The sequence below is a fragment of the Nonomuraea sp. NPDC003201 genome (assembly GCF_053590415.1).
Genome location: NZ_JBSFTC010000002.1, coordinates 92406 through 115588, shown reverse-complemented (window position 1 = coordinate 115588; position 23183 = coordinate 92406). Strand labels below are relative to the sequence as shown.

Below are 23183 nucleotides of genomic sequence, written 5' to 3'. Positions count from 1 at the left end.
CCTTCGGCGTGGTCTCAGGTGCGATCTCAGGCACGGTCTCCGGCGCGGTCTTCAGTGTGGTCTCAGGCGCGGCCTTCGGTGCGGTCTCAGCTGTGGTCGATCTCGCCGATCACCCGGGCGCCGAGCTCGCGCTCCAGCAAAGCCATGCCGGAGACCGCGTCCACGTCGGCGTCGACGTCGTTCAGGGGGTCGACGTCGTCCGACTCCGGGCCCTTGTTGCGGCTGGGGACGCTCTCCGGGTTGCGGCTGGGGACGCTCTCCGGCCAGGCCGCGGCGCTGCCACGGGCGGCCGGAACGCGCGGACCCGCCTGGGCCGCGGCCCGCGCCGCCGACTTCGCGGCGGCCATCCCGCTGCCGACCGCGACGACGGAGACGGTGTTCGTGGGGTCGGGGGCCGGCGGTGAGCCGGGGCTGAGGTCGTCGGGGGCGTCGGGCCAGGACTCGTCCGTGGTCTGACGTCCGGTGGACCCGGCCGCGGGGTGGCCTGGGCCGGCCTCCTGGGCGTCCCCGTCCTCGTGGGACCCGCCGTGGGAGGCCGTACGCCCCTGGGAAACGTGAGCCCCCGGCTGGGCACCGGAGGCGCCGGCGGGTCCGGGCACGCCGGAGGGGGCGGAAGGCGGACCGGCCGAGCCAGAGGCGGCGTGCGGACCGGTCGAGCCGGAGGCGGCGGCGTGCGAGCCGGCCGAACCTCCCGCCGCGCCATGGCCGCCCGCCGGGCCGCCGTGCGCGGGCGGGCGGGGAGCGCCCCGGGACGCGGAGCCGCCGCCGGGGGCCGGGGAGCCGCCGACGACCGCCTCGACGCGCCACGTGCCGCCGAGCACGTCGCCGAGCGCACCGGCCACGACGGCGTCCTTGCCACCGCCCGTGAAGTTCTTCATCGCGCCGACCTGGGTGAAGCCCAGTGTGACGAGGTTGCCTTCCACGCCCACCACCTGGGCGTTGGTGCTCACGTTCGCCCAGACGACGATGCTGCGCTGCTTGAGCGAGGCCAGCACGGCGGCCCACTGCGCCTGTAGGGCCCCCGCCCCGCTCCCGGTGGGAGCGCCGCCACTGGGCTGTCCGCCGCTTGCCGCCTGGGGCGCGCCGCCTGCCGCTGGGGCCGCCTGTGGCACGGAAGGCGAACCGGGACGAGCCGGCTCAGGCCAGTCGTCACCCCCTGCCGTACCGGAACCGGCGGCAGCCGGACCCTGGCCACCCACCGCCGCTTCACCCGCGCTCCCAGCACTCGCCGGGGCCGGCGCGCCGCCCTGCCCGGACGAGACACCCGGTCGGGGGATGGACACCGAACCGGGATCGGCCGTGCCGGCTGGGCCAGAAACGGCGGAGACAGGCGGGACAGAAGTCACGGAAGGGACGGGTGGGGCGGCGACCCTGGCGGCGGCCATCTGAGCGACAGCCCCACCACGCTCCAGCCGCTCGATACGGGCGAGCAACGCCTCCTCACCCTGCGCGGCCCCCGGAAGCAGGACGCGCGCGCACATCAGCTCCAGCAGCAGCCGAGGCGAGGTGGCCCCGCGCATCTCGGTGAGACCGGCGTTGAAGACCTCGGCCGCGCGCGTGAGCTCCGCCGGGCCCATCGAAGCGGCCTGCTGAACCAGGCGCTCCAACTCGTCGGCGGGCCGGTCGAGCAGCCCGCTCGACGCCGCCTCGGGGACGTTCGCCAGGATGACCAGGTCACGGAAGCGTTCGAGCAGGTCGGAGGCGAAGCGACGGGGGTCGTGGCCGCCCTCGATCACCCGGTTGACCGCGTGGAACACCTGCCCGCCGGCACGCGCCGCGAACGCGTTGACGACCTCGTCGAGCAGGTCGCCGTCGGTGTAGCCGAGCAGGGAGACGGCCTTGGCATAGGTGATGCCGTCCTCCTCGGCCCCGGCGAGGAGCTGGTCGAGGATCGACAGCGAGTCACGCGCCGAGCCCGCGCCCGCCCGTACGACGAGGGGCAGCGCGGTGGGCTCGAAGGGCACGCTCTCGGAGGTGAGGATCTCCTCCAGCAGCCCGCGGAGCGTCGCGGGCGGCATCAGCCTGAACGGGTAGTGGTGGGTACGCGACTTGATCGTGCCGATGACCTTTTCCGGCTCGGTCGTCGCGAAGATGAACTTCAGGTGCGGCGGGGGCTCCTCGACGAGCTTGAGCAGCGCGTTGAAACCCTCCCGGGTCACCATGTGCGCCTCGTCGATGATGTAGATCTTGTAGCGCGCGGAGACGGGGGCGAAGAACGCCCGCTCACGCAGGTCGCGCGCGTCGTCCACGCCACCGTGCGAGGCGGCGTCGATCTCGATGACGTCGAGATGGCCAGGACCGGTGGGGGCGAGCGCGACACACGACTCGCAGACACCGCACGGGTCAGGCGTCGGCCCCTGCTCGCAGTTGAGAGAGCGCGCCAGGATGCGCGCGCTGGAGGTCTTGCCACACCCGCGAGGGCCGCTGAACAGGTAGGCGTGGTTGATCCGCCCCGTACGCAACGCCTGCCGCAGCGGGTCTGTGACGTGCTCCTGACCCTTGACCTCGGCGAACGTCCCGGGCCGGTACTTGCGGTAAAGCGCAAGGCTCATGCGACCATCCCGCCTGCGAGGGGGCTCTCAACGAAGAGACCCCTCGCACACCCGCCAGAGCCCGCTTATCCTTGCTGCCTTCCGGCCCTGGGGAGGTTCACAGGATGACGCCGCGCGAGGGGTCCCTGCACAGTCTAGCCGGATGACGCAGTGCTCGCTCCACACCGGAAAAGGTGGTCTGCACACGCCCAGAAGTCCGGTAAGCTCGTCGGCGGAGGATTCGCCTAGTGGCCGAGGGCGCACGCTTGGAAAGCGTGTATAGGGCAACCTATCAGGGGTTCAAATCCCCTATCCTCCGCGCCTGGTTGAGGCAGTAAACGCGAAGGGGCCGACCCCATCCAAGTCGGCCCCTTTCGCTATTCCGGGCCTCAGTTGGCCTGGCCAGGGCCTCTTTCCGCCTCCCAGCTGAGACCCCCGACTTGGTCGGCCGCGGTGTGACGGGTGTCGTGAGCAGGGCCTTCCACTCGTGCTGGTCGGTGTACGGACTCACAGGCCGGCCGGTCGTCATCAGGTGTGACGTTGGAGGCGATTTTGTCGAGATTCTGTGCACTGAGCGGTTGACGACATGGCGGCGCTGTCATGATCTCGGAAGGGCGCCTCACCGATGGGATCCGCGATGCCTACTCGCTCGCTCGTGCTGCTGGCCGCCTCGCTCCTCACGGGCTGCCTCGCGTTTCTGGTGCTCGTCCAGGACTCCGACCTGGTGCTCTTGAGGGAGCACCTGAACCATCCGTTCGCGCTCGGTGTGCTGGCCTGCGCGTTGATGACGTTGGGCGCCCTCGGGCTGCGGTGGAGGTGGGTACGGACCACGATCATCATCCTCGCCGGGCTGGGTGCGAGTGCCGCGCTGTTCGTGGGGTTGGTCGCCACCGCGCTCACCGCTACCGAGGAGGTCGGCTTCGTCGACGGACCGGCGCCGTACCGGGTCCGGCTTCAGCAGGCGGCAGCCGGACTCGGACCGGACGCGATCATGCGGCTCAGCATCCGCAAGGACGACGGGCTCCACAGCAGGGAGTGGTATCTCGGCTGCTTCAATGACGACGACCCCGCTGACGCCTTCGACTCGGTCAGGTGGACAGGGCCGAGTTCGGTCGAGATCCGGGTAGTCGACGGGCGGACGTTCCCCGTGGCCCTGGACCCCGCCTCAGGCCGGCCCCGGACCACCGCCTCCGTCAACTGCTGACAGGGGTCCCGTCCGTGGAGGATCTGTTCGGCGGGGCTGCGCCGTACTACGCGAGATACCGTCCGGGCTACGGCCGGGCGGCGATGGAGCACCTGGCGGAGACGTTCGGCGAGGACGGCCGGGTGCTGGATCTCGGCTGTGGTCCGGGGACGATCGCGATCCCGCTGGCCCGGCGGGTGAGGGCGGTGCTCGCGGTGGATCCGGCGTGGGAGATGCTCGCCGAAGGGAGGCGGCTGGCCGGGGGTGTCGCCAACATCACCTGGGTGCAGGGGGACTCGACCGTTCTGCGGGGGTTGCCGCCGTTCGAGCAGGTGGTGATGGGTCGGTCGTTCCACTGGATGGATCGTAGGTCCGTGCTGACCGAGCTGGACGAGCTGCTACCGGCCGGCGGCACGGTGGCGCTGGTCGGTCCGGCGAGGCAGCGGGGAGAGCCGTGGCAGCCGGACTCGCAACCATGGCAGCCGGTCGAGAGGCGGGTGTGCGAGGAGTTCGGCCTCGACATCGGCACGGCCGCCAATTCGTTCCACGCGACCGGCGAGCACCACCGCGAGGTGCTGGCCGCCTCGCCCTTCGGCAGGGTGGAATCCCGGGTGTTCAGCCGGCGGCTGGTCTGGGACGTGGATGGGCTGGTCGGGCTCCAGCTCTCCTACTCCTACAGCTCGCCCGCCAGGCTGGGCGACCGTCTGCCCGCGTTCGTCGAGACGCTGCGACAGGCGTTGCTCGCCGACAACCCGGCAGGCCGGTGGGAGCAGGAGCTGGCGAGCGAGGTGCTGGTCGCCAGGCGGCCCTGAAGCGCATGCGAAATCTAGGGTTTCACCCGGCCGGCCCGGGACTCCAGGTACCGCTGCTCGGCGAGGCTGGCCGTGGACTTCGCGGCGCGCCGGTAGTGCTCGTACGCCCCGGCCGTGTCGCCGGTCTTCTCCAGCAGATGCGCCCGTACGGACAGCAGCCGGTGATGCCCGGCCATCCGCTCGTCGCTGTCCAACGTGGACAGCAGGGCCAGCCCGGCCGACGGGCCCTCGGTCTCGGCGAGCGCGATCGCGCGGTTGAGGGTGACCATCGGGTTGGGCGCGATCCGTTCGAGGATCAGGTAGAGAGCGTGCACCTGCGGCCAGTCGGTCTCCTCGGCCGTGGCCGCGTCGGCGTGCGTGGCGGCGATGGCGGCCTGCAGCTGGTAGGGCCCCAGCGCCGGGCCGGCCAGCGACGCCTTGACCAGCTCGATGCCCTCGTCGATCAGCCCCCGGTCCCACTTCGTACGGTCCTGCTCGTCCAGCGGTATCAGGTCGCCGGCCGCCGTCGTACGTGCCTGCCGGCGAGCGTCGGTCAGCAGCATCAGCGCGAGCAGCCCGGTCACCTCGCCGTCCTCGGGCAGTTGCGCGTGCACCATCCTGGCCAGCCGGATCGCCTCGTGCGCGAGGTCTGAGCGGTGCAACTCGCTGCCCGAGGAGGCGGTGTAGCCCTCGTTGAAGATCAGGTAGAGCACGTGCAGGACGACCTGCAGCCGCTCCTCGCGCTCCGGGCCCTCCGGCAGGCCGAACGAGCTGCCGGCGGCCTTGATGCGCTGCTTGGCCCGGCTGATCCTGGCCGCCATCGTGGCCTCCGGCACCAGGAACGCGCGGGCGATCTCAGCGGTGGTCAGGCCGCCGACCGCCCGCAGCGTCAGGGCGGTCTGGGAGGCCGCGGTCAGGGTCGGATGGCAGCACAGGAACAGCAGGACGAGCGTGTCGTCGGTGTCCGGCACGTCCTCGGGCTTCACCTCGGTGGCCGTGGCTGACTCGCGCTCGCGGCGCGCATGGTCGCTGCGCATCTGGTCGATGAGCCGCCGGGAGGCGACGGTCACCAGCCAGCCGCGCGGGTTGTCCGGCAGCCCCTCGGCCGGCCACTGCACGGTGGCGGCGAGGACGGCCTCCTGCACGGCGTCCTCGCACTCCTCGAACTGGCCGTGCCGGCGTACCAACGCGCCGAGGACCTGCGGCGTGAGCTCACGCAGCAGGTCCTCGATGGCTGATGTCGTCATGCCTCCAATTGTCCGTCAGCGAACATCACCTGCCGCACCTCCACCCCCAGACCCTGGATCGCGGTGTCCGGGATCTGCGTCGCCAGCTCGATCGCCCGCTCCTTGTTCTCGCAGTCGATCAGGTAGAAGCCGCCCAGGTACTCCTTCGCCTCCAGGAAAGGGCCGTCGGTCACCACCGGCTGGCCGTTGCGTACGGACACCACAGCGGCCTGTGACGGGTCGACCAGCGCCTGCGTGGTGATCAGCTCGCCGGATTCCTTCAGCGCCTCCATGAACCTGCCGTGGCCATCGCCGATCGCCGCCTTCTCCTCGTCGGTCAGCGCGTCCAGCACGGCCGGATTGATGTGCAGGCTGATCAGGAACTTCATCGTGTCCTCCTTGTGGTTCGCGAGCCCCGGCCCGGGGCCCTTCGACCGGTTGGTCGGAGCCGCCGCCACCGTCTTGACATCCCCCGGCAGAACTTTCGCATGAGTTTTTCGCCGCCCCACCGTGGCGGCGGTCGCGCGAGGTCTCCCCCGTGTCGATGTCAAGAAACGCTCGACCGCTCCGACCAACCGGCGAAACGTCGAGAGAACAGGGAGTTTTCGGATATGAGAGTCAACCGGGCATGGCTGGGACTGGCCGTCCTCATGCTGCCGACATTGCTCGTCGCGATGGACATGACGGCGTTGCTCCTCGCGCTTCCCCAGCTGAGCGCCGGCCTGGGTGCCACGAACGTCGAGCAGCTGTGGATCAGTGACAGCTACGGGTTCATGGTGGCCGGCATGGTCATCACGATGGGGACGCTCGGCGACCGGATCGGCCGCCGACGGCTGCTGATGATCGGCGCGGCGGCGTTCGCGGTGCTGTCGGTCGTGGCCGCCTTCGCGGTCAGCCCGCTGATGCTGATCGTCGCACGGGCGCTCCTGGGCCTCGCCGGCGCGACCCTGGCGCCGTCCACGCTTGCCTTGATCACCAACATGTTCCGCGACGAACGGCAGCGCGGGCAGGCCATCGCGATCTGGGCGACCTGCCAGTTCACCGGCGGCGCGCTCGGACCCGTGCTCGCCGGATTCCTGCTCCAGCACTTCTGGTGGGGATCGGTGTTCCTGGTCGCCGTGCCGGCGATGGCGCTGCTGCTGCTCGCCGGGCCGGTCCTGCTGCCGGAGTTCCGCAGCGGCCAGGCCGGCCGGCTGGACCCGGCCAGCGTCGGGCTGTCTCTCGTGGCGGTGCTTCTGATGGTCTACGGCCTCAAGCAGCTGACCGTCGAGAGCGTGCCGGTCGTGCCGGCGGTGGCCCTCGTCGTCGGCGCGGTCGTCGGATCGCTGTTCGTACGCCGGCAGCTGCGGCTGGAGACGCCGCTGCTGGACCTGCGGCTGCTCCGCAACCGGCCGCTCACGGCCGTGATCGTCGCGCTGGTCTTCGCCGGCATCGCCATGGCCGGCACGGGCCTGCTGGTGACCCAGTACCTGCAGAGCGTGCTGGGGTTCTCGCCGGTCGCGTCGGCGGTGCTGTTCGCGCCCATGGGCCTGGGCGTGGCGGTCGGCACCATGGCCGCGCCGGCGCTGGCCCGGCGGGTGAAGCAGACGACCGCGATCGCCGGCGGGCTGGTGGGGTCGGCGCTGGGCAGCCTGCTGCTGGTCGCCGTCGACGGTCCGAGCGCCCTGCCGCTGGTGATGATCGGCATCACCGTGCTGGCGCTGGGGACCGGCCCGCTGTTCGCGCTGGGCACCGGCCTGGTCGTCGGATCGGTGCCGCCGGAGCGCGCCGGCTCGGCGGCGTCGATGTCGGAGACCGGCAACTACTTCGGCGGCTCGCTCGGCTTCGCGCTGCTCGGCGTGGTGGCCGCGGTGGTCTACCGCAGCCGGATGGACGGCACGTCCGACTCGCTGGCCGGCGCGGTCGCCGCCAGCCGGCACCTTCCCGCCGATCAAGGCGCGGAACTGCTGCACGCGGCGCGGGAGGCCTTCACGGCCGGCCTGCACGTCACGGGCGGCGTCGCCGCGGTCATCTTCGCCGGGATGGCCGTACTGGTCCTGGCCATGCGCCCGGCAACCCGGGCCGCCTCGGCCCCGCTCCCCGAGGGCGCTCGCTCATGAGCCGGTGATCGCCGCTGTCAGCCGCGCCGACGCTAGGCGGGCACCAGGGCCTTCGATCGGTCGGTGGCCATGTGGATGGCGAAGGCGCCGAGGATCGTGCCGGTGACGTAGCGCTGGACGCGGAGCCAGAGGGGGCGGCTGCCCAGGAAGGCGGCCAGCGCGCCGGCCGAGATGGCGATCAGGCCGTTGACCGTGGTGGCGACGACGATCTGGACCGAGCCGAGCGCCAGGCTCTGCAGCAGTACGTGGCCCATCGAAGGGTCGATGAACTGCGGGAGCAGCGACAGGTACAGGATGGCGATCTTGGGGTTGAGCAGGCAGGTCAGCAGGCCCATGCCGAACAGCTTGCGCGGGGGTTCGGGGGTGAGCGTGCGCGGCTGGAAGGCCGAGGTGCCGCCCGGCTTGACGGCGTTCCAGGCCAGCCAGAGCAGGTACCCGGCGCCGGCGAGCTTGAGTGCCGTGTAGGCGGCCGGTACGTACGCGAAGACCGCCGTCAGCCCCAGGCACGTCGCGGTCAGGTAGAGCGTGAAGCCGAGGAAGACCCCGGTGAGGGAGATCAGGCCGGCCCGGCGGCCCTGGGAGATCGATCGTGAGATCAGATAGACCATGTTCGGCCCGGGCGTGAGAACCATGCCCAGCGACACCAGCGCGATTCCGATCAAGCCAGCCGTCATATCGGCAGATTAGCGGACATATCCGGTCGCGCGCATCCCAGTATGTCGCGCTGCGTATTCGACCCGTTGCTGGGGAGTAGGGAGGCATGCAGTTCGACGACGACGCGCAACTCGATCCGTCGCAGGTCGAGGACGTACGGGCCTCGGGTCCGCAGCCGGGCGGGGGCGGGATGCCGGGCGGGTGCATGTTGCCCATCGGCGGCCGCGGCGGCTGCGGCGGCTGCCTGCTGCTCATCCTGGCGGCGGCCGGGCTGTTCCTGTTCGGGATCATCCCCTCGCCGTTCAGCGGCCAGGGAGGCGGGCCGCAGGGCGGCGGGCGGCAGCCGAGCGCCCCGGCCATGCCCGCCCAGACCGGCAATCTGGCGGCGCGGTGCCGGACCGGCGTCGATGCCGAGCAGTCCGAGGACTGCCGCGTCGTCGGCACGGTCAACAGCATCCAGACGTACTGGCGGCAGGCGCTCCAGGAGCGCGGGCGCACGTACAAGCCCGCCAGGACCGTGCTGTTCTCCAACGCGGTCAACACCGGCTGCGGCACGGCCGACGCCGCCGTGGGCCCGTTCTACTGCCCCGTCGATCGCAAGGTCTACCTGGACCTGTCGTTCTTCAACGCGCTCCAGCGCGACTTCGGTGCCGAGGGCGGTCCGTTCGCGCAGGCCTACGTCGTCGCCCACGAGTACGGCCACCACGTCCAGAACCTGCTCGGCACCATGAACAGGGTCGGCCCCGGCAGCAGGCCCGGCGCCGGCAGCCCGTCGGTGCGGCTGGAACTGCAGGCCGACTGCTACGCGGGAGTCTGGGCGCACAACGCGGTCAAGACCGGCTTCTTCCGGGAGCCGTTCTCCCAGACGGACATCGACCAGGCGCTCAGCGCGGCCGCGGCGGTCGGCGACGACAGCATCCAGCGCCGCACGCAGGGCCGGGTGACCCCCGACGCCTTCACCCACGGCACGTCGCGGCAGCGGGAGAGCTGGTTCAGCGTCGGGTACGACAACGGGGACCCCAAGCGGTGCGACACGTTCTCCGGAGGTATTTGATACGGCTCTGTGGGGAAGCTGTCATGCGGGCGGCACCACCAGAAGGGACGTCAGCATGGACTTCAGGGACGACGTCGAGCTCGACTCCTCGCAGGTGGAGGATGCCGGCGGCGGTTATTCGGGCGGTGGCGGCGGCGGCTTCCCCGGCGGCATGATCATCGGCGGTGGCGGCATCGTCAGCCTGATCGTGCTCGTGCTGGTCGTCGTGCTGAACAACGTGGGCGGAGGCGGCGGCGCCGAGCCCGCCCAGCGGCGGTCCCCGTCCAACCTGTCCGGGCAGTGCCGGACGGGCAAGGACGCCGACCAGTCGGAGCGGTGCCGGGTGGTGGGCGTGGTCAACAGCATCCAGGACTACTGGAAGCAGGAAATTTCGGGATATCGGGCGGCGAAGACCATCCTCTACTCCGGTCGCTTACGTACGAGCTGCGGCACGGCCAGCTCGGCGGTCGGCCCCTTCTACTGCCCCGGCGACCAGCGCGTCTACCTCGACCTGAGCTTCTTCGACCAGCTCCACACCCAGTTCGGCGCCAAGGGCGGCCCGTTCGCGCAGGCATACGTGATCGCCCACGAGTACGGCCACCACGTGCAGGACCTGCTCGGCGCGCTCGACACGGGCGGCTCCTCCGTCTCCACCGAACTCCAGGCGGACTGCTACGCCGGCGTCTGGGCGCACAACGCGGTCAAGACGGGCTTCTACGAGAAGCCGTTCACCCGGACGGATATCTCCGAGGCCCTGGACGCCGCCGCCGCGGTCGGCGACGACAGAATCCAGCAACGCACCCAAGGCAGAATCGATCCTGAATCGTTCACACACGGCAGCTCGAAGCAACGCGTCAACGCCTTCCAACGCGGCTACGAAAAGGGCACAGCCGACTCCTGCGAACCGGGCGACCTGCGCTGACGCTCCCGGACAACGCAAGGAATCGGATTCTCTCCTAAAATCGGGGGGGTGATCTTCAAGCTTGTCGGCGACGGACGCCCTTATCCCGACCACGGTCTCTCTAACCGAGAGTGGGCGCAGATCCCTCCACGGCAGGTCCGGCTCGACTCGTTGATCACCACGAAGGCCGTACTGGACCTGCATTCGCTGCTCGCCGCCGACTCCACGTTCTACGGCGACCTTTTCCCGCACGTGGTGCAGTGGCAGGGCGAGCTCTATCTGGAGGACGGTCTGCACCGCGCGTTGCGCGCGGCCCTGCACCAAAGATCGATCCTGCACGCCAGGGTCCTTGAGCTGCCCAACTGAGAAAGGAAAAAGGGAGTCGCGGGATTCGCGGCTCCTTTTTCGCATGCGCTCCATAAATGATGTTGGAAAGACTCTGGGCCTGTGATGCTCCTCACACTCTGGTAGGGGCGGACGTCTCCGGATTCCTCCGGACGGGCGTGGACCCCGCCGGACAGTCCATGCCCCCATGATCTTGCCGCCTGCGCTGTGGGCGCGCCGCTCGTCGTGGTTCATGGCCACGTCGGTCAGGTTCCGGTGCCGTGCGCCGTAGGCGCTCAGCGGGGGAGGGATTCGGTGGTGCGCAGGTATTCCCTCAATCCCCGTTCGGTGCTACTGACGTGCAGCAGTGCAGCGGCCTGGCTGAGAGCGGCGTCACGGGTGGACAGGGCCGTGAAGATCGCCTCGTGCTCGGCGAGGGTGCGGCCCGCAGCCTCGGCGTCAACGAGGCCACGCCAGATGCGGGCGCGCAACGTACGGCCGGAGATGGCCTCCAGGAGGGTGAGCAGCGTGTCGTTGCCCGTGGCTGAGACGACGGCACGGTGGAAGGCCGCGTCGTGGGCGTTGAGCCGCTCGACGTCGTCGCGGGCCTCACGCATGGCGTCCAAGTGCTGTTGCACCTCGGCGAGTTGTTCGTCGGAGATCCGGATTGCGGCCAGTGCTGTGGCGACCGGTTCGAGGAGCCGACGTACCTCCATCAGATCCTGCAGGGCGGCCGAGTCGCCCTGCAGCAGCTCCACAGCCCCGCCGAGACCTTCGAAGAGCAGACTCGGCTGCAGGCTGGTCACGTACGTGCCGTCCCCCCGCCGGATCTCCAGGACTCGCGCGACGGCCAGTGCCTTGACCGCTTCCCGTGCGAGGTTGCGGGACAGGCCCAGTTGAGCGGCCAGGTCCGGTTCCGGTGGAAGCTTCGAACCCGGCGGCAGGGCTCCGGTGCGGATCAGCTCACGGATCTGCTCAATGGCCTTGTCGGTCAAAGACAATGCGAACTCCTCTGGTGCCCTTTCTCGGCGGGCACGTCCGATCTGATCAATCCTTGGGCGCGAAGATCCTCCCAAAGGCCTTCGGGGATGTGCCGACGGTGGAGTTCCGCGTTCCGCGCGACCTGCTCAGCATTCCGCATGCCCAGGGTGACGTTGATGATATGGGGATGGGTGTACGGAAAGGCAATCGCCGCTGCCGGGAGAGTCGTGCCGTGCGCCACGCAGACCTCGGCGATCGCCAGGGCACGGGCGACCAGGGCAGGCGGCGCGTCCCGGTAGTCGTACTTCATGCCCTCGGCGGGCCGGTCGAGGGAGAGCAGTCCCGAATTGAACACACCGACCGCCACCACACTTTTGCCCAGTTCCTGAGCGGCGGGCAGGACGTCGTCCAATGCCGACTGGTCGAGGAGCGTGTAGCGGCCGGCGAGCATCACCACGTCGGCGGCGGTGTCACGCAGGAAGCGGGCGAGCATGGCTGACTGGTTCATGCCGGCGCCGATGGCGCCGATCACCCCTTGGCCGCGTAGTTCCGCCAGGACGGGCATGGCCTCCTCGGCGGCCTGCCTCCAGTGGTCGTCGGGGTCGTGCAGGTAGACGACGTCCAGGCGGTCGAGGCCCGTGCGCTCCAGTGTCGCCTCGATGGAGCGCAGTACCCCGTCCCGGCTGAAGTCCCATTGCCTGCACAGGTCGTCCCGGACGACGAAACCCTCGTCGTCGACCCCGCGCGACCGCTCGTTGGGCACCAGCAGACGGCCCACTTTGGAGGATATGACGTACTCGTTCCGCGGACGGTCCCGCAACGCGGCGCCCAGGCGGTACTCGGACAGGCCCAGGCCGTAGTGGGGTGCTGTGTCGAAGTACCGGATGCCTGCGTCCCAGGCCGCTTCGACCGCGGCTGCCGCGTCGAGGGCCGGTGTGACGCGGTGGAGATTGCCTATGACGGAGGCCCCGAAGCCGAGTTCGCTGAGCTCGACAGAGGTGTTCGTGATCTTCCGGTGTCGCAAGGTGTGCTCCTTGGGAGTGCGAGTCGGGCGGCCGCCGGCCGGCGCGTCAGCGTCTGACCGCGGCCGGGACGCCCGCCATGAGCGCCTCGACCTCGGCGAGCGACACCATGGAGATGTCACCGGGGGTGGTCATGGTGTGGGCGCCACGGCCCGCTCCACCTGCTCGGGGGAGAGCACGGTGCCGGCGCCGACGGTCATCGGCCCAGCCATCCGCCGTCGACGGGGAGGACGGTGCCGTGCACGTAGGCGGCGGCGTCGGAGGCCAGGAACACGGTGGCGCCCGCGAGATCGTCGGCGGTGCCCCACCGCCCGGCCGGGATGCGGTCCAGGATCGCCCGGCTGCGCGCCGGATCGTCCTGGAGAGCCTGAGTGTTGTCGGTGGCGATGTAGCCGGGCGCGATGGCGTTGACGTTGACGCCGTGCGGGGCCCACTCGTTGGCCAGCGCCTTGGTCAGGCCGGCGACACCGTGCTTGGCGGCGGTGTAGCCGGGCACGTTGATGCCGCCCTGGAAGCTGAGCAGCGACGCCGTGAAAATGATCTTCCCGTAGCCTCGGGACACCATCGCCGCGCCCACCGCCCTGGTCAGCGTGAACTGGGCGCTGAGGTTGACCTGGAGGACCAGCTCCCAGTCGGCGTCGGCGTGTTCGGACGTCGGGGCGCGGCGGATGGTGCCCGCATTGTTGACCAGGATGTCCACCGGTCGCTCACGTCCGGCGAGGTCCGTGGCCAGGGCCCGGACCGCCTCGGTGTCGGCGAAGTCGGTACGGATCGCCTCGAAGGTACGGCCTGCGGCAAGGACGTCCTTCTCGACGGCGCTACCGGACTCCTCCAGGTTGGCGCTGACGCCGATGACGTCGGCGCCCGCCTCGGCCAGCGCCCGGGCCATGGCCCGGCCGATGCCGCGCCGGGCGCCGGTGACAACGGCAAGTCTTCCCGTGAGGTCGAAGGCAGTCATACGGCTGCTCCCTGTGCGTCGTCGGTGCAGTCCACGAGGATCTTCATGACGTCGCCACCCGCCTCGAGCGCTTCGAACGCGGCGGGCGCCTGGGTGAGTGGTACCACCTTGCTGATCAGCTGCTCGGCGGGGATGGTGGCGTCGGCAACCAGCGTGACCGCCTTCTCGAAGTCTGAACGGTCGTACAGCCTTGCGCCGATGAGGGTCAGTTCGCGCCAGAAGAACCGATGCAGGTCGACCTCTCGAGGCCGGGGGTGGATGGCCACGAGGCACAGCCGGCCGCGTACGCCCAGCACCTGGACCGCGGTGTCCACACCGCCTGCCGCGCCGGAGACCTCGAATGCGACATCCGCGCCCGCGTCGCCGGTCCACTGCCGGACCAGTTCGGGCACGTCCTCGGCAGCCGGGTTCCAGGCGGTCAGCCCCAACTTCTGCGCCAGGATCCGCCGGTGGCCGCTCAGCTCCACCACGCGGACTTCGGCACCGGTGGCGCGCGCGACCAGCGCGATCAGGATGCCGATGGGTCCGCCGCCCACGACGACCACCCGCTCGCCGTCCCGCACTCGGGCCCGGGCGACGTCGTGTACCGCCACCGCAGTGGGTTCGACGAGCGCTGCGCGGTCCAGGGGGAGCGAGTCGGGCAGCCGTACGAGGGTGGCGGCGGGCACGATCCAGCGCTGCTGCATCGCGCCCGGGGAGTCGATACCGATGAAATCCAGGTGCTGGCAGATGTGCCGGTTGCCCGCGCGGCAGGCGGGGCAGCTGTCGTCCCAGCGCAGCGGCATCACGGTGACCGCGTCGCCGGGCCGCCAGCCTTCGACGTCCGGCCCGACACGGAGCACACGGCCGGACATCTCGTGCCCCAGGACCGCGGGTGTGCTGACCCGGGCGTCCATGTCACCGTGGAAGATGTGTAGATCGGTGCCGCAGATGCCGACGTAGGCGGGGGCCAGCTCGACCTCACCCGGTCCGGGGGAGGTGGGTTCGACGGGCGCCGTGTCCAGGGTTCGGGCAGCCGTGTAACGGACGGCGAGGGTCATCGTGTTGTCACGGTCCTTTCAGTGCGAACGCCGATGGTCAGCAGCAGGTTCGCGTAGGTACGGATGTCGGCGGTGACGATCGCCAGCGCCAGGTCGGGTGAGCGGGCGGCGTCGTAGAACTCGAAGCGGCCGAGTTTCTCGACCGGGACGGGCGCCAGCTTCGAGCGGTACTCGGTGATGGCCGGCGGCTCCGGTGCACCCTCGGGGGGCACCATCACCTGGGCCGACTCGACGGGCAGGGCCCGCAGCAGGACGTCGAGCACGACGGTGACGTCCAGCAGGCCGGGGGCCAGGTTGAGGTGGACCGTCCTGGCCCGCTCGCCGGTGGCGGTGCTGGCGGGGTAGTGGCCGTCGGCGAGCAGGACGCGGGCGCCGTGGCCGGCTCCGGCCAGGGCTTCGAGGATTCCCGGGTGCAGCAGTTCGGTCAGGAGCATGGGGCGGTCCTCCCGTCGGCGGCGGATGTCAGGCCGTAGAAGGTGGTCGCAGTGTCAGCGAGCACGGCGTCGGTCTCGATGGCGGAACAGCCGCTCAGGAGTACCTCGACGGTGGCGGCCCAGCGGGGGGCGTTGCAGCCATTCCGGGTCGGACTCGCTTTGGACGATGTGCCGCAGCTGGCGGCCGGCGATGAGCCGGGTCGCGGTCGATCGCAGGTCGTCGAGGCCGAAGATGCGGCGGATCGGCTCGTGGCCCGCCTCGTCCAGCCAGGGCTGGGGGCGGTGGTCGAGGTTCCATACGTGATGGTGGGCGTCGACCAGACGCAGGGCGTCAGACACGGGCGGTCCAGACCGGGCCGTCGGGGTAGGCGTACTCCTTGAGAGACTCCGGGTGCATCTGCGCGCTGAGTCCGGGCAGGGCCGGGGCGAGGTAGTGGCCGTCCGCAACGCGGACCGGGTCGACGAAGTGCTCGTGCAGATGGTCGACGTACTCGATGACCCGGTCCTCGACCGTGCCGGAGACGGCGACGTAGTCGAACATCGACAGGTGTTGCACCATCTCGCACAGGCCCACACCGCCCGCGTGTGGGCAGACCGGCACCCCGAACTTGGCAGCGAGCAGCAGGATCGCGATGTTCTCGTTGACGCCGCCGACCCGTGCCGAGTCGATTTGCACGATGTCCACCGCGCCCGCCTGGAGGAGTTGCTTGAAGACAACCCGGTTGGCGATGTGCTCGCCGGTGGCGACCTTGATGGGGCTGACCGCCTTGCGAACGGCGGCATGCCCGAGGATGTCGTCCGGGGAGGTGGGCTCCTCGATCCAGTACGGCTGATAGGGGGCCAGGGCGCGCATCCAGTCGATGGCGGGCTGCACGTCCCATCTCTGGTTGGCATCGACCGCGATGCGAATGCCCTCGCCCACCGCCTGACGAGCAGTGCGCATACGCCGTAGATCGTCCTCGAGGTCCGCGCCGACCTTCAGCTTGATCTGGGTGAAGCCGTCGGCGACGGCCTCGCGGGCGAGGCGGGCCAGCTTCTCGTCGGAGTAGCCGAGCCAGCCAGGGGTGGTGGTGTAGGCGGGGTAGCCGCGCTCCAGCAGGTGGGCGATGCGCTGCCGGCGGCCCGGTTCGGCGCGGCGCAGGATCTCAAGCGCCTCCTCTGGAGTGAGGGCGTCGCTCAGCCAGCGGAAGTCGATCTGGGCGACCAGATCCTCGGGCGACATCTCGCCGAGGAACCGCCAGACGGGCTTGCCGGCCCGCTTGGCCGCGAGGTCCCAGGCGGCGTTGACGACGGCGCCGGTGGCCATGTGGATGGCGCCCTTCTCCGGGCCCAGCCAGCGCAGTTGGGGGTCGTGGACGAGGGAGCGGGAGAACTTGCCGAGGTCGGCGCAGACCTCGTCGACGGACAATCCGACCACGTGCGGGGCCAGGGCCGCGATGGCGGCGGCCTGGACATCGTTGCCACGGCCCGTGGTGAAGGCCAGGGCGTGGCCCTCCAGTCCGTCACCGGCGTCGGTGCGCAGGATGACGTAGGCGGCCGAGTAGTCGGGTTCGGGGTTCATCGCGTCCGATCCGTCCAGATGCTCGGACGTCGGGAACCGGACGTCCATGACGTCGAGCGCGGTGATGCGGGCGGATGCGGACACAGCGGAGGACATGGCAGCAACTCCTGTGGCGGCAGGCGGCGACACGACCTCCTGCGACGGAACAAAGACGGGGCGGCGTACGGCGGCGTGGGGCCGCCCGGTTCACTCCTGGACCTTGCCGCCCGTGATGCGGGAGATGGTCAGCGCGACCAGGATGATCAGGCCGTTGAGGGCGCCGATCCACTGGGCGGGGACACCTGCGAGGGTGAGCACATTCTGGATCATGAAGAGCAGCAGGATGCCGCTGAAGGCGCCGAACATGGTGCCCTTGCCGCCGTTGAGGCTGATCCCGCCGATGACGGCGGCGGCGAACACGGTGAAGATGTAACCGTTGCCCTGCGCGGAGGCGACGGAGGCGAGACGCCCGGAAAGCATCAGCCCGGCGAGTGCGGCCAGCAGGCTGCCGGTGACGATGACGATCCACAGCACCCGGTCAGTGCGGATACCGGCCGCCTTCGCCGCGTCGACGTTGCCGCCGATGGCGTACAGCGAGCGGCCGAAGCTGGTCCAGCCCAGGACGACGATCGCGACGGCGAACAGCATCAGGCAGATCCAGATGGAGGCGGGTATCCCGAACCACTGGGCGGTGCCCAGGTAGAGCATCGACTCTGGCAGTTGGAAGAAGGTCTGGCCGCCGGAGATGCCGGTGAGGACGCCACGCAGGACGATCAGCATGCCGAGGGTGACGATGAAGCCGTTGAGACCGAAGCGGATGATCAGCAGGGCGTTGACCACGCCGATGAGCGCACCCACGGCCAGCGTGATGGGAATCGACCAGGCGCCGGGGAGGAGCCCGAGGCCGGGTCCGACGCCGGTCGGCACCACCAGCAGGGCGGCGACGCCGGGCGCGAGGCCCATGGTGGACTCCAGAGACAGGTCCATCTTCTTGACGATCAGGATCATCGTCTGGGCGAGGACCAGCAGGGCGATCTCGGACATGGTCTGCAGGACATTGATCAGGTTGTCGCCCTGGAGGAAGACCGGATTGACGATCTGGCCGACGATCGCGATCGCGACGATCGCGGGAACCAGGGCGAGGTCGCGCAGCCTGGCCACGGGTATCCGGCCGCCGAACAGCCCCTTCCGCCCGGCCTCGGGCTTCGTGGGCTTGGGGGCGGGCGTGTCCGCGAGGGCGGTTTCAGGCATTGAGGTCCACTCCTTCCATCGCGGCCACTAGGTCGTGGTCGTGCCAGCCGCGGGCGATCTCTGAGCTCACTCGGCCCTGGAACATCACCAGGACCCGGTCGCACATGCGCAGGTCGTCGAGTTCGTCGGAGGCGATGAGCACTCCGGTGCCGCCTTCCGCGGTCTCCTCGACCTTGCCGAGGAGGAACTCCTTGGAGCGCACGTCCACGCCTGCGGTCGGGTTGATCAGCACCAGCAGCCGGGGGTCGTCGGCGAGGGCGCGGGCCATGACGACCTTCTGCTGGTTGCCCCCGGACAGCGCGGAGACCGACAGGTCGGGGCCTGAGGTCTTGATCGCCAGTTTCTCGATCATGCCCTCGGCGAGCTGGTCCCGGCGGTCGCGGCTCAGGAACCCTCCCCGGCTGAGCCGTTTGGGCACGGACAGCGTGGCGTTGTCCGCGATCGACATGTCGGGTACGAAACCCTGGTGGTGCCGGTCCTGCGGGACGAACCCGGCGCCGGCGGCGAGCGCGGCGGGCACGCTGCCCGGCTGTGGCCGCCGCCCTGCGATCTCGACCTCGCCGCCGTCGGCGGCCAGCAGCCCCACGACGGTCTCGGCGACCTCGATGCGACCGCTGCCGGCGGCCCCGGCCAGGCCGACGATCTCGCCCGCGCCCACCTTGAAGGTGACGTCCTCGTAGGCCTGGCCGGTGAGGCCCCGGACGCTCAGCGCCGACGTCGCGCCGACGTCGAGGGCGCTCGCCCGTTCCGCGCGCCTGTCGGCCGCCGCCTCGCCGGTCATGGCGGCGATGAGCTCGGTGCGGGGAAGTTCGGCGACCGGCGCGGTCAGGATGTGCTGGGCGTCTCGGAACACCGTCACCATGTCGCAGATCTCGTAGATCTCCTGGAGGTGGTGGCTGATGAACAGGAAGGTCACGCCCTGGCGCTGCAGATCGCGTATTCGCTCGAAGAGCCGGTTGATCGCCGCGCCGTCGAGTTGCGCGGTCGGTTCGTCGAGGATGATGAACCGGGCTCCGAAGGACAGCGCACGGGCGATCTCGACGAACTGCCGCTGTTCCACGCTGAGATCGCCGGCCGGAGCTTGCGGATCCACGTCCACCGACCAGGTCGACAGCAGTTCCCGCGCCCGCCTGCGCACGCCCTGCCAGCTGATCAGCCCGCTCCGGCCGTGCTCATGCCGGTTCAGGAAGAGGTTCTCGGCGACGGTCAGCGTGGGGATGATCGTCGACTTCTGGTAAACACAGGCCACCCGCTGCCGCCAGGCGTCGCGGTCCGCGAGCCGGGGCGCCAGGCTGCCGCCGAAGGTGACCGTTCCCTCGTCCGGGGCCTCAAGTCCGGTGAGGACGGACACCAGGGTCGACTTGCCGGCGCCGTTGCGGCCGACCAGCGCGTGGGTCTCGTTGGGCATGATGGTGATCCGGGCGCCGTTCAGAGCCACCGTCGGACCGAATCGTTTGACAATGCCCGTCGCCTCGACGACGGGAGGGCCGGCCGGGGCTCTCCCGTCGTGCGCCGGGGCGGGCGTGGGGGTGACTGCTCGCTCCCCGTCGCTCATCTCAACCGCCTTGTCTGACGAGCTCTGAGGCTCAGCCGAGGTTGTTGCCCCACAGGGACGTGTCGGTGCTCTTGAGGCTGGGGACACCGCCGTAGGTGCCGCCGTCGGCGGTGACGAGCGGGGCTGCGAGCTGGTCCTCCAGCAGGCCGTCACGGACCTGGACGATGGTGCTGTCGTGGTCGGTCTTGCCCGGCTTGAACGTCTTCCCGTCCAATGCGGCCTTCAGGTAGTACAGGGCGTACTTGGCATAGAGGTCGGCCGGCTGGGAGACGGTGGCGTCGATCTTGCCCTCGGCGATGGACTTGAGTTCTTCGGGGATGCCGTCGTTCGAGACGACGAACACGTGCTTCTGGTCCTCGGGACCGACCAACAGGCCCTTCTGCTTGAGCACCTGGAGCGTGCCGGACAGGGCGAAGCTGGACTGCATGTAGACGCCCTTGATGTCCGGGTGGGCGGTCAGGTCTGTCTGGAGCTTCTGCGCGGCGACGGCGCCGTCCCAGTTGGTGGCCTCTCCCAACACCGTGATGCCTGGGTAGTTCTTCTTCATGCAGTCGTTGAACGCCTCGGTGCGGTCACGGCCGTTGATGGAGGCAAGATCGCCTTGAAGCATGACGACCTTGCCCTTGCCGCCCAGCTTGGTGCCCAGGTACTGGCACGCCTTCTCGCCGTAGGCACGATTGTCGGCGCGGACGACCATGTAAACCTTGCCGCTGTCGGGGCGGGTGTCGACGGTGACGACCGAGATCTTCTTCGCCTCCAGCTGCGCGAGGGTCGGGGCGATGGCGGCGGTGTCCTGCGGAGCCATCGCCAGGCCCTTCACACCCTGGCTGATGAACGTCTGCGCGTTGGCGGTCAGCTTGGCGACGTCATTCTGCGAGTTGGTGGTCTTGAGCGTGAGGCCGAGCTCCTTGGCGTACTCGGGCGTGTACTTGATGTACGAGTTCCAGAAGTCGGTGTCGGAGCGTGGGTAGTCCACGCCGACCAGTGGCGTGTCGCTCGACGTGGCCGTGGTGCCGGAGCTGCTGCAGGCGCTGAGCAACACCAGCGCGGACACGGCGGAGGCGGTGGAGCACAGGACAGTTGTGAGTCTCATCGGCGCTTCCTCGCACTGATCCCGAAGTGGGGGATGTTTCATATCGGCGGCATCCGTGTGTCACCGACATGAAGAGATGGGATGTATTTATAGGCCGAATCCGGGGCACTGTCTAGCCCAAGGGGAACTTTGCTGCAATGCTCCTGGTATGGACATCACTGGCAACGAGCGAGAGGATGGATCCATCCCATCAATCCACTTCAACGTGTGCGTGATGTGATCCGGCTACAACCTTCGGCAAAGGACCGAGAGTCTGGTCGGGCCTGGTTGCCGACCGCTGGACGCTGCCCATCCGGCATGGATGCCGGTGGCGGATCCGGGCTCAGATGCCGGGGCGGCGAGGTAGCGGCCGCCGGGGCGGGCTTGGGGTGGCCGGCCGGGCGGTTCTCACCGACCGGTTCGACAAGGCTCTTGAAGCGCTTGGCGATCGCGTGCGAGTCGCACGCTTCAGTGTCGCGTCCGTTCTCACGCCTGCCGTCGATCTACCAGGCGACGCGGTAGCTCACGCGCCCCTTCAGGCCCTTGCGCGGTTCGATCGATGCCATTCTCCGGCGTTCCTTCCAGGTCGGAAGGTGAGCGACCACCGCCACCGGGAATCCGTCCGCATGATCTTGACAGACGAAGGGCCTCCGACCCGTAGGTCGGAGGCCCTCCTCGTGGCGGTGGTGGTGGTGTGCTGGTTCAGGACATAGGAAACCCATGTCGCAGGACATAGGAAACTTCAACAGAGTGTGTCTCGGGACATAGGCAACTGCCGCGATCAACAGCGTGGGCGGTGTGTCCAAGGCCAGAGTTGTCATCACCGCTGTTGTCGTCGAGGGCCGGTCCCAGGCAGAGGTCGCCCGCGCCTACGGGGTGTCCAAGGGCTGGGTGTCAAAGCTGGTGGCCCGCTACCGTGTCGAGGGCGAGGTGGCGTTCGAGCCTTGTTCCAGGCGGCCGCGCACCTCGCCGAACGCGATCGACGCCGACACCGTCGAGCTGATCGTCCGGCTGCGCAAGGACCTCGCCGAGCAAGGGCTGGACGCCGGACCGGACACGATCGTCTGGCACCTGCGCCGACATCACGGGCGGACGGTGTCGCGGGCCACGATCAGCCGTTACCTGACGCGGCACGGCCTGGTCGTGTCCGAGCCGAAGAAGCGTCCCCGCTCGTCCTACATCCGCTTTCAAGCCGCGCTGCCGAACGAGATGTGGCAGGCCGACTTCACCCACTACCGACTGGCTGACGGCACCGACACCGAGATCCTGTCCTGGCTGGACGACCACTCCCGCTACGCCCTCTCGGTGACCGCGCACGCCCGCGTCACCGGGCCGATCGTGCGCGACACCTTCCGCCAGGCCGTCGCCACCCACGGCGTCCCAGCCTCCACACTGACCGACAACGGCATGGTCTTCACCACCCGCCTGGCCGGCGGCCGCGGCGGCCGCAACGCCTTCGAACACGAACTGCGCCGCCTGCACGTCCGGCAGAAGAACTCCACCCCCAACCACCCCACCACCTGCGGCAAGGTCGAGCGCTTCCAGCAGACCATGAAGAACTGGCTGCGCGCCCAGCCCGACCAGCCCATCACCCTCGCCGCTCTGCGGGCGCTTCTCGACCGCTTCTGCGACGCCTACAACCACCACCGCCCGCACCGGTCTCTGCCGCACCGCGCCACCCCGGCAGCCGTCTACGCCGCCTCTCCCAAGGCCTTGCCCGACGGCAGCCGCGACGCCGACACCCACACCCGAGTGCGTCACGACCGCATCGACCCCTCGGGAGTGGTCACCCTGCGCCTGGACGGCCGGCTGCACCACATCGGCATCGGGCGAACCCACGCCCGAACCCACGTCATTCTGCTGGTCGACGATCTGCACGTCCGCGTCGTCAACGCCATCACCGGGGAACTCCTGCGCGAGCTGATCCTCGATCCCACCCGCGACTACCAACCCCAGGCAAACCCCAACAAGACGAAACCCCCGAACCCGTAGGTTCGAGGGTTTCCGATGTCTTGCGACATCACATGGCGGTGGTGGTGGGATTTGAACCCACGGATGAGTTGCCCCATCACACGCTTTCGAGGCGTGCGCCCTCGGCCACTAGGCGACACCACCGCGCATGAGCTTACCGGATCCGGCGAGTAGCGAAGAACCGCTTTAGTACCGACGAGCACTCGTCCGCCAACACTCCCATGACGACCTCGGGCCGATGGTTGAGCCGGCGGTCGCGTACGACGTCCCAGAGCGAGCCCACGGCCCCGCCCTTCTCGTCCACCGCGCCGTACACGATCCGGTCGACTCGGGCCAGTACGGCGGCGCCGGCGCACATCGTGCAGGGCTCCAGGGTCACGACGAGCGTGCAGCCGGTCAGCCGCCACTGCCCGCGCCGCACGGCGGCCTCCCGGAGCGCGAGAACCTCGGCGTGGGCCGTCGGGTCGGCGGAGGACTCGCGGTCGTTGCCCGCCGCGGACAGGACCTCGCCGAGCGGGTCGAGCACCACCGCGCCCACGGGGATCTCTCCCCTGGACCCCGCCGTGACGGCCTCCACCAGCGCCATGCGCATGGCCTCCTCGTACGTCACCGCGAGA

At 69.7% G+C, this 23183-nt stretch carries 22 protein-coding genes, 2 tRNA genes and 1 other RNA gene; 8 read left to right on the top strand and 17 right to left on the bottom strand.

The genetic code is table 11. The features are described 5' to 3' along the window. Positions 1-86: 86 nt before the first annotated feature. Together ACWDX9_RS02170 and ffs are read right to left on the bottom strand one after the other, a co-directional pair. Complete coding sequence (locus tag ACWDX9_RS02170) at positions 87-2552, bottom strand: DNA polymerase III subunit gamma and tau (RefSeq protein ID WP_449947953.1); 2466 nt, start codon at positions 2550-2552, stop codon at positions 87-89. Between the two features lie 31 nt (positions 2553-2583). Continuing rightward, positions 2584-2679, bottom strand: an RNA gene (ffs, locus tag ACWDX9_RS02165) — signal recognition particle sRNA small type. Between the two features lie 86 nt (positions 2680-2765). Between ffs and ACWDX9_RS02160 the strand changes: the two genes are divergently transcribed. The 3 genes from ACWDX9_RS02160 to ACWDX9_RS02150 all read left to right on the top strand — a co-directional run bounded on the left by ACWDX9_RS02160 (position 2766) and on the right by ACWDX9_RS02150 (position 4526). Continuing rightward, positions 2766-2850 (top strand) — tRNA-Ser (locus ACWDX9_RS02160). Between the two features lie 318 nt (positions 2851-3168). Next, complete coding sequence (locus ACWDX9_RS02155) at positions 3169-3735, top strand: hypothetical protein (RefSeq protein ID WP_449947950.1); 567 nt, start codon at positions 3169-3171, stop codon at positions 3733-3735. 14 nt (positions 3736-3749) lie between these two features. Continuing rightward, positions 3750-4526: a class I SAM-dependent methyltransferase gene (locus tag ACWDX9_RS02150; protein WP_449947948.1), complete on the top strand. Its 777-nt coding sequence runs from the start codon at positions 3750-3752 to the stop codon at positions 4524-4526. Between the two features lie 14 nt (positions 4527-4540). On the opposite strand, the gene ACWDX9_RS02145 is transcribed toward ACWDX9_RS02150, so the two are convergent. Beyond that, on the bottom strand, positions 4541-5752 hold the full coding sequence (locus ACWDX9_RS02145) for an RNA polymerase sigma factor (protein ID WP_449947945.1): 1212 nt from the start codon (positions 5750-5752) through the stop codon (positions 4541-4543). Next, on the bottom strand, positions 5749-6120 hold the full coding sequence (locus ACWDX9_RS02140) for a YciI family protein (RefSeq protein ID WP_449947942.1): 372 nt from the start codon (positions 6118-6120) through the stop codon (positions 5749-5751). Before ACWDX9_RS02140 ends, ACWDX9_RS02145 begins: the two co-directional genes overlap by 4 nt. Before the next feature lie 222 nt (positions 6121-6342). Here ACWDX9_RS02140 and ACWDX9_RS02135 point away from each other — a divergent pair, with 222 nt between their 5' ends. Next, a complete protein-coding gene (locus ACWDX9_RS02135) occupies positions 6343-7830 on the top strand; it encodes an MFS transporter (RefSeq protein ID WP_449947940.1) in 1488 nt (495 codons plus the stop codon). Positions 7831-7862: 32 nt separating this feature from the next. On the opposite strand, the gene ACWDX9_RS02130 is transcribed toward ACWDX9_RS02135, so the two are convergent. Next, on the bottom strand, positions 7863-8492 hold the full coding sequence (locus tag ACWDX9_RS02130; protein ID WP_364251881.1) for a LysE family translocator: 630 nt from the start codon (positions 8490-8492) through the stop codon (positions 7863-7865). Between the two features lie 98 nt (positions 8493-8590). Here ACWDX9_RS02130 and ypfJ (ACWDX9_RS02125) point away from each other — a divergent pair, with 98 nt between their 5' ends. From ypfJ (ACWDX9_RS02125) to ACWDX9_RS02115, 3 genes are read left to right on the top strand one after another with little or no spacing between them, the layout of a single operon-like run. After that, positions 8591-9538, top strand: coding sequence for a KPN_02809 family neutral zinc metallopeptidase (ypfJ, locus tag ACWDX9_RS02125; protein ID WP_449947937.1), 948 nt, complete (start codon positions 8591-8593; stop codon positions 9536-9538). A gap of 55 nt (positions 9539-9593) precedes the next feature. Next, positions 9594-10439, top strand: a complete 846-nt coding sequence (ypfJ, locus tag ACWDX9_RS02120; RefSeq protein WP_350724105.1) for a KPN_02809 family neutral zinc metallopeptidase — start codon at positions 9594-9596, stop codon at positions 10437-10439. Between the two features lie 48 nt (positions 10440-10487). Continuing rightward, positions 10488-10784, top strand: a complete 297-nt coding sequence (locus ACWDX9_RS02115; protein WP_185069514.1) for a type II toxin-antitoxin system VapB family antitoxin — start codon at positions 10488-10490, stop codon at positions 10782-10784. Between the two features lie 254 nt (positions 10785-11038). On the opposite strand, the gene ACWDX9_RS02110 is transcribed toward ACWDX9_RS02115, so the two are convergent. The 10 genes from ACWDX9_RS02110 to ACWDX9_RS02065 form a co-directional block, all read right to left on the bottom strand. Then, on the bottom strand, positions 11039-11737 hold the full coding sequence (locus tag ACWDX9_RS02110; RefSeq protein WP_363978925.1) for a FadR/GntR family transcriptional regulator: 699 nt from the start codon (positions 11735-11737) through the stop codon (positions 11039-11041). Next, positions 11734-12747 (bottom strand): aldo/keto reductase, encoded by a 1014-nt coding sequence (locus ACWDX9_RS02105; protein ID WP_449947932.1) that lies wholly within the window; start codon positions 12745-12747, stop codon positions 11734-11736. The genes ACWDX9_RS02110 and ACWDX9_RS02105 overlap by 4 nt, the downstream gene beginning before the upstream one ends. Before the next feature lie 194 nt (positions 12748-12941). Continuing rightward, on the bottom strand, positions 12942-13703 hold the full coding sequence (locus ACWDX9_RS02100) for an SDR family oxidoreductase (protein ID WP_449947929.1): 762 nt from the start codon (positions 13701-13703) through the stop codon (positions 12942-12944). Continuing rightward, the gene (locus tag ACWDX9_RS02095) at positions 13700-14743 is read right to left on the bottom strand and encodes a zinc-dependent alcohol dehydrogenase (RefSeq protein ID WP_449947926.1); all 1044 of its coding nucleotides are present in this window, start codon (positions 14741-14743) and stop codon (positions 13700-13702) included. The genes ACWDX9_RS02100 and ACWDX9_RS02095 overlap by 4 nt, the downstream gene beginning before the upstream one ends. Then, on the bottom strand, positions 14740-15177 hold the full coding sequence (locus ACWDX9_RS02090) for an RbsD/FucU domain-containing protein (protein ID WP_449947923.1): 438 nt from the start codon (positions 15175-15177) through the stop codon (positions 14740-14742). The genes ACWDX9_RS02095 and ACWDX9_RS02090 overlap by 4 nt, the downstream gene beginning before the upstream one ends. A gap of 54 nt (positions 15178-15231) precedes the next feature. Further along, positions 15232-15516, bottom strand: coding sequence for a hypothetical protein (locus ACWDX9_RS02085; protein ID WP_449947920.1), 285 nt, complete (start codon positions 15514-15516; stop codon positions 15232-15234). Then, on the bottom strand, positions 15509-16834 hold the full coding sequence (locus ACWDX9_RS02080) for an L-fuconate dehydratase (RefSeq protein WP_449947917.1): 1326 nt from the start codon (positions 16832-16834) through the stop codon (positions 15509-15511). The genes ACWDX9_RS02085 and ACWDX9_RS02080 overlap by 8 nt, the downstream gene beginning before the upstream one ends. Positions 16835-16924: 90 nt before the next feature. Next, the gene (locus tag ACWDX9_RS02075) at positions 16925-17968 is read right to left on the bottom strand and encodes an ABC transporter permease (RefSeq protein ID WP_449947916.1); all 1044 of its coding nucleotides are present in this window, start codon (positions 17966-17968) and stop codon (positions 16925-16927) included. Then, positions 17961-19523, bottom strand: a complete 1563-nt coding sequence (locus ACWDX9_RS02070) for a sugar ABC transporter ATP-binding protein (RefSeq protein WP_449947913.1) — start codon at positions 19521-19523, stop codon at positions 17961-17963. The genes ACWDX9_RS02075 and ACWDX9_RS02070 overlap by 8 nt, the downstream gene beginning before the upstream one ends. 31 nt (positions 19524-19554) lie before the next feature. Further along, a complete protein-coding gene (locus ACWDX9_RS02065) occupies positions 19555-20616 on the bottom strand; it encodes a sugar ABC transporter substrate-binding protein (protein ID WP_449947910.1) in 1062 nt (353 codons plus the stop codon). A 777-nt stretch (positions 20617-21393) separates the two neighbouring features. On the opposite strand from ACWDX9_RS02065, the gene ACWDX9_RS02060 reads away from it, so the two are divergent. Beyond that, complete coding sequence (locus ACWDX9_RS02060; RefSeq protein ID WP_449947908.1) at positions 21394-22587, top strand: IS481 family transposase; 1194 nt, start codon at positions 21394-21396, stop codon at positions 22585-22587. A gap of 33 nt (positions 22588-22620) precedes the next feature. Here the strand turns inward: ACWDX9_RS02060 and ACWDX9_RS02055 are convergent. After that, positions 22621-22710: transfer RNA gene (locus tag ACWDX9_RS02055), tRNA-Ser, on the bottom strand. 10 nt (positions 22711-22720) lie between these two features. Beyond that, complete coding sequence (gene tadA, locus ACWDX9_RS02050) at positions 22721-23158, bottom strand: tRNA adenosine(34) deaminase TadA (protein WP_449948061.1); 438 nt, start codon at positions 23156-23158, stop codon at positions 22721-22723. Positions 23159-23183: the final 25 nt, after the last annotated feature.

What these genes read in the sequence shown, in the direction of transcription:
- ACWDX9_RS02170 (WP_449947953.1), bottom strand. Translation starts at nt 2,552, where the DNA reads ATGAGCCTTGCGCTTTACCGCAAGTACCGGCCCGGGACGTTCGCCGAG.
- ACWDX9_RS02155 (WP_449947950.1), top strand. Translation starts at nt 3,169, where the DNA reads ATGCCTACTCGCTCGCTCGTGCTGCTGGCCGCCTCGCTCCTCACGGGC.
- ACWDX9_RS02145 (WP_449947945.1), bottom strand. Translation starts at nt 5,752, where the DNA reads ATGACGACATCAGCCATCGAGGACCTGCTGCGTGAGCTCACGCCGCAG.
- ACWDX9_RS02140 (WP_449947942.1), bottom strand. Translation starts at nt 6,120, where the DNA reads ATGAAGTTCCTGATCAGCCTGCACATCAATCCGGCCGTGCTGGACGCG.
- ACWDX9_RS02135 (WP_449947940.1), top strand. Translation starts at nt 6,343, where the DNA reads ATGAGAGTCAACCGGGCATGGCTGGGACTGGCCGTCCTCATGCTGCCG.
- ypfJ (WP_449947937.1), top strand. Translation starts at nt 8,591, where the DNA reads ATGCAGTTCGACGACGACGCGCAACTCGATCCGTCGCAGGTCGAGGAC.
- ypfJ (WP_350724105.1), top strand. Translation starts at nt 9,594, where the DNA reads ATGGACTTCAGGGACGACGTCGAGCTCGACTCCTCGCAGGTGGAGGAT.
- ACWDX9_RS02100 (WP_449947929.1), bottom strand. Translation starts at nt 13,703, where the DNA reads ATGACTGCCTTCGACCTCACGGGAAGACTTGCCGTTGTCACCGGCGCC.
- ACWDX9_RS02095 (WP_449947926.1), bottom strand. Translation starts at nt 14,743, where the DNA reads ATGACCCTCGCCGTCCGTTACACGGCTGCCCGAACCCTGGACACGGCG.
- ACWDX9_RS02090 (WP_449947923.1), bottom strand. Translation starts at nt 15,177, where the DNA reads ATGCTCCTGACCGAACTGCTGCACCCGGGAATCCTCGAAGCCCTGGCC.
- ACWDX9_RS02080 (WP_449947917.1), bottom strand. Translation starts at nt 16,834, where the DNA reads ATGTCCTCCGCTGTGTCCGCATCCGCCCGCATCACCGCGCTCGACGTC.
- ACWDX9_RS02075 (WP_449947916.1), bottom strand. Translation starts at nt 17,968, where the DNA reads ATGCCTGAAACCGCCCTCGCGGACACGCCCGCCCCCAAGCCCACGAAG.
- ACWDX9_RS02070 (WP_449947913.1), bottom strand. Translation starts at nt 19,523, where the DNA reads ATGAGCGACGGGGAGCGAGCAGTCACCCCCACGCCCGCCCCGGCGCAC.
- ACWDX9_RS02065 (WP_449947910.1), bottom strand. Translation starts at nt 20,616, where the DNA reads ATGAGACTCACAACTGTCCTGTGCTCCACCGCCTCCGCCGTGTCCGCG.
- tadA (WP_449948061.1), bottom strand. Translation starts at nt 23,158, where the DNA reads ATGCGCATGGCGCTGGTGGAGGCCGTCACGGCGGGGTCCAGGGGAGAG.